This is a genomic window from Streptococcus sp. 10824 (assembly GCF_013276595.1).
Taxonomy (GTDB): Bacteria; Bacillota; Bacilli; order Lactobacillales; family Streptococcaceae; genus Streptococcus; species Streptococcus pseudopneumoniae.
This window is the reverse complement of sequence record NZ_VMLH01000105.1, coordinates 1-4,773: the sequence shown is the minus strand read 5'-3', so window position 1 is coordinate 4,773 and position 4,773 is coordinate 1. Positions and strand designations below refer to the sequence as shown.

Genomic DNA, 4,773 nt, shown 5'->3' with positions numbered 1-4,773 from the left:
TTGTTATGACGCGCTTACAGAGTATTACACCTCAGATGCACCACATGCCCGTCGTACTTCAAAAAAACTGAAGTCAGATTTCACTGACCTCAGTTTTTTATTATTTAGCATAATCTACTGCACGAAGCTCACGAATCACGGTTATCTTGATATTTCCTGGGTAATCGAGATTGTTTTCAATTTTCTCACGAACTTTGTGAGCTAAGATTGTGACTTTGTCGTCCTTGATTTTTCCTGGATTGACCATGATACGAATTTCACGTCCTGCTTGAAGGGCAAAGCTATTTTGTACCCCTTCAAAGCCGTTCGCAATTTCTTCCAAATCATGGAGACGCTTGATGTAGCTTTCAAGAGACTCACTACGAGCACCTGGACGAGCTGCGCTCAAGGCATCTGCTGCAGCAACGATAACTGCAATGACGCTCTCAGCTTCAACATCTCCGTGGTGACTAGCAATCGTATTGACCACAACTGGATGTTCCTTGTACTTACGTGCCAATTCCATACCGATTTCAACGTGGCTACCTTCAACCTCGCGGTCAATGGCTTTTCCGATGTCGTGAAGGAATCCAGCACGACGGGCAAGAGCCGCATTCTCACCAAGCTCGCTGGCCATAATACCAGCTAACTTAGCAACCTCAATCGAATGGCGCAAAACATTTTGGCCATATGAAGTCCGGAATTGCAAGCGACCCATAATCTTCATCAAGTCTGGATGAAGGTTTGGTGCGCCAATCTCATAGGCAGCAGCCTCACCGTATTCACGGATCTTATTGTCAATCTCTTGACGGTTTTTCTCAACCAACTCTTCGATACGAGCTGGGTGGATACGACCATCCTTGAGCAACATTTCCATAGTCATACGGGCAATCTCACGACGAATCGGATCAAATCCTGACAAGGTCACCACTTCTGGTGTATCGTCGATAATCACATCGACCCCTGTCAAACTTTCAAAGGTACGAATGTTACGACCTTCACGACCAATAATGCGTCCCTTCATAGTATCGTCTGGCAGATGAACCGTTGAGTTTGTTGACTCCGCTACATATTCACCAGCGATACGTTGCATAGCTTGAACCAGGATGTCCTTGGCCATTTTGTCAGAACGTTCCTTGACCTCTTGCTCAGCTTCGCGAATACGACTGGCAATCTCCTTGGTCAAGTTTTCCTCTGTCTGTGCCAAGATAATATCTCGTGCTTCTGCCTGAGACAGAGCACCAATACGCTCTAGTTCTGCTTCTTTTTGTCTTTCGACTTCCTCTAATTGCTCTTCACGCGCATCAAGGTTTTTCGCTCTATCAGAAATACTTTGTTCTTTTTGTTCAAGTGTTTGTTCTTTACTCGTCAAATTGTCGTCCTTACGGTCAAGGCTAGTAGCTCTCTCTGTCAAACGACTTTCGATTTGTTTGAGTTCTTGACGTTCTGATTTGAATTCAGCGTCCACTTCTTCACGGTATTTTCTGGCTTCTTCTTTGGCCTCCAATAGTGCTTCTTTTTTAAGAGACTTGCTTTCACGTTTGGCTTCATTAACAAGTAAATCCACTTCACGCTCAGCTTGTCCACGTAAATTAGTTGCTTCTTGTTCAGCATTTAAAAGCATCAACTCTGCAGCTTCCTGAGATGATTTCATCTTAGCTGAGATGCTGACATATCCAATGACTAAACCAATGATGACGGCAAAAACAGCAATCGCAAGCGACATGATTTCCATGTTTTTACCTCATTTTATTGTTATTCCGAATGACATACATTCTTTTACATTCTACCATAAAAAAGTGATTTTCACAAACCTTAAATGGATATCGCTAACATCCGCATTATCACTATCATAGTTATCATTTACAGATATAAAGCGAATACCTTTTTCAAGAAATATCTTTTGTAAGTACTTTCCTGACTCGATATAATCTCTGCCGAAACGAGATAAATCTTTTACCATAATGATAGAAAACTTTCCTTTATTCAGGTCATCAATCATATTCTTAAAATTTGGTCGCTCAAAATTAGAACCACTATATCCATCATCTACATATTCATAGGATAATTCAATAGATTTCTCTTCTACCTCAAAAGCAAAAAGGATAAATTCCCCCTACACTTAAAATTTATCCCTCTTGGTAACCTCTTTTATTAATTTTTTTGATAAAGAAAACGCACATTTTATTTAACTGGTGCTGAAATATTTATAATAATATTTTTTTAGTTCTTTCTAGAATAATGATATTAAGATTTTTCATATATCTTATATATTCTTCTTCTGTGCTAGCAATCCTAATATCTTCTTTATCTAAAAAGACAACCTGATTGTTCTCTAAATCTGATTTAATTAAATCTATAATTTTATTTTGCTCATATATAAATCCTTCTAACTTAAAAAACTCGACAAATTTCTCAAATCCATTTTTACAATTATCATCATCAAAAAATAGTTCAAACCATTCACGGTAATTCTCTATAGCATAATCTATTTTTGAATTATTATTTCCCGCAAACCATTCTTTTATAGCATATAGTGTTAAATCAAAACGATCATAATATCCTTTATAAATTCCATTCTTGATTCTAGGTTTTCCACCTCTAGCTGTATTAACGGTTTCTGATTTTCCACCACCTCTAGGGAAAAGAATGTGTCCACCTATTGTTCTTGAAATACTCAAATGATCTAAAATTATTCTGTCGTTTAATCCTGCCTTTCTTGCCCAATAAATAGAGGCTCCTATATAATCACTTGATAATAAATACTTATCCTTATCAATAAATAAAGTATAAAAATCTCCATTTCCAAAGTTTTGGCATTTATTACATACAGATGTTATTTTAAGTTTTTCTTTTGAATCATCATCAAAAAACATCTTACATAAATCATCGTACAACGCCTTACTACATACATCAGGATCCTTTCTATTATATAATGAAAAACCTTTGGGAAAATAAGGATATAAATCAAATAGATAATTTTTAAACTTCATATTTATTATTCTCCATTAAATCTTTTTAGGAAATTTAAAGTCAAATTTTCCTCCAAGCACACCCGCACTTACTCCCGCAACTACTACAAGTGTTGTACTAATTGTTCCTATTTTCTTCACGCCACTGTTTAGCTCTTTTGTTAAATAAAACAACATTGATCATATCTGCTTCACTTACATACTTGTAAGACAACTGTTCGTTGGTAAGATCTTTTAAGAGATATTCTTTGATTGCATCTGTATGAATTTTGTAGTTAATCTTAGAAATTTCTCTATTCAAATTCCAGCCTAATGATATCTTAGAATTTTAATCTGACTTAAGTCTTTTGTAATCCTGAATTACATACATCTTAAATTCAGCAGAAATACATGAAGCAAATTCAAAGGCAATATCTGTATGTGCAAATGCACCACCATATCTTCCACCTTTTGAGATAATTCCGATTGCTCCAGTTTTCTCTACCCATTTCTTAGGAGACAATGTAAATGAATTATATCCAGCTTCCGATTTAATTCGGTCGAATTCGACCGAATTGAAATTCATGTTGTTTAAGCTTTTCCATAAACCAAGAAACTCAATTGTATCTTTTCTTCTCATCCAATTTTTAATTACATCACTCGATACTTATCCGAACGATAAGCTCCACGTAAGGTGTTCGCAATCGACCAAACTGCATTGACTACATTTGAAATCTGAACATCGTTCGACTGGAATATCGGTAGTTTTTCTTTAAAATTAGACATTTGCTTCCCCTGTTTTTATGATTTACAATTCTCTTCATTATACCACAAATTAAGAGTTATAAAGCGGATTCAAGGGTAAAGATCGAAGTTCATATACTAACTTTCTTTTCTGAGTTTTTGTCTTTTGTATTAGGGATTCTGTCATTTTCCAAAAAACTTTATCTTAAACTTACTAATAAAAATTTAAAAAATAAAAAGCCTACTTCGCAGTAGACTTAGTAATGATCTTTAAAGGACAAGAAAGCCACGCTATCTCCATCCATCATATAAATCAAGCGATTTTCTGCGTCGATACGACGTGACCAGGCTCCTTGGTAGTCATACTTTAGTGGTTCTGGCTTACCTATTCCTGTAAAGGGATCACGTTGAATATCCTTGATTAGTTTATTGATTCTTTTTAACGTTTTCTTGTCCTGGGTTTGCCAGTAGCAATAATCTGCCCACGCATCTTCTGTAAACTTGAGTAGCATTCATCACTCCTCAATAACATGGACCTGAGTACTTCCAGCACGAACTTGAGCCATTCCTCGCAAGACCTTGTCAGATAGTTCCTTATTTTGAACGATTCTCAGAGTTTCTTGAATACTATCCCACTCGCTCTTTGAAAGGACTACAATGTCCTCGTCTGGATTTTTATTAACCACTGTCAAAGGCTCAAATTCATCGTTTACCTTCTTCATGTAGTCCTTTAAATGATTTCGGAATGTTGAGTAAAGGACTGCTTCCATAACCATACCTCGTTTTACCTCTTTTCCACTATTATACACGAAAAGAAAGAAATTGTCAGGAACTTGTACAAGATTTTCTTTTCCATCTATTTATACTCAATGAAAATCAAAGAGCAAACTAGGAAACTAGCCGCAGGTTGCTCAAAGCACTGCTTTGAGGTTGTAGATAAGACTGACGAAGTCAGCTCAAAACACTGTTTTGAGGTTGCAGATAGAACTGACGAAGTCAGCTCAAAACACTGTTTTGAGGTTGCAGATAGAACTGACGAAGTCAGTAACATATATACGGCAAGGCGACGTTGACGCGGTTTGAAGAGATTTTCGAAGAG

Annotated in this window: 5 protein-coding genes and 2 pseudogenes; all 7 read right to left on the bottom strand. The window is 36.6% G+C overall.

All coding sequences use genetic code 11. The features are described from left to right. Positions 1-100: 100 nt before the first annotated feature. Positions 101-1,714, bottom strand: a complete 1,614-nt coding sequence (locus HT701_RS09475; RefSeq protein WP_000404950.1) for a ribonuclease Y — start codon at positions 1,712-1,714, stop codon at positions 101-103. Positions 1,715-1,795: 81 nt separating this feature from the next. Then, positions 1,796-2,050: pseudogene (locus tag HT701_RS09470) on the bottom strand (recombinase family protein); the annotation flags it as partial. A gap of 136 nt (positions 2,051-2,186) precedes the next feature. Then, a complete protein-coding gene (locus HT701_RS09465; RefSeq protein ID WP_000669602.1) occupies positions 2,187-2,972 on the bottom strand; it encodes a hypothetical protein in 786 nt (261 codons plus the stop codon). A 15-nt stretch (positions 2,973-2,987) separates the two neighbouring features. After that, complete coding sequence (locus tag HT701_RS09460) at positions 2,988-3,128, bottom strand: hypothetical protein (protein ID WP_000899898.1); 141 nt, start codon at positions 3,126-3,128, stop codon at positions 2,988-2,990. Further along, a pseudogene (locus HT701_RS11890) lies at positions 3,082-3,585 on the bottom strand (KilA-N domain-containing protein); the annotation flags it as partial. The pseudogene HT701_RS11890 and the gene HT701_RS09460, both read right to left, overlap by 47 nt. A 346-nt stretch (positions 3,586-3,931) precedes the next feature. After that, complete coding sequence (locus tag HT701_RS09450; protein ID WP_000924730.1) at positions 3,932-4,186, bottom strand: Txe/YoeB family addiction module toxin; 255 nt, start codon at positions 4,184-4,186, stop codon at positions 3,932-3,934. Between the two features lie 3 nt (positions 4,187-4,189). After that, positions 4,190-4,444 carry a type II toxin-antitoxin system Phd/YefM family antitoxin gene (locus tag HT701_RS09445; protein WP_016398854.1) on the bottom strand — a complete coding sequence of 85 codons (255 nt, stop codon included), beginning with the start codon at positions 4,442-4,444 and terminating at the stop codon, positions 4,190-4,192. Between the last annotated feature and the right edge of the window lie 329 nt (positions 4,445-4,773).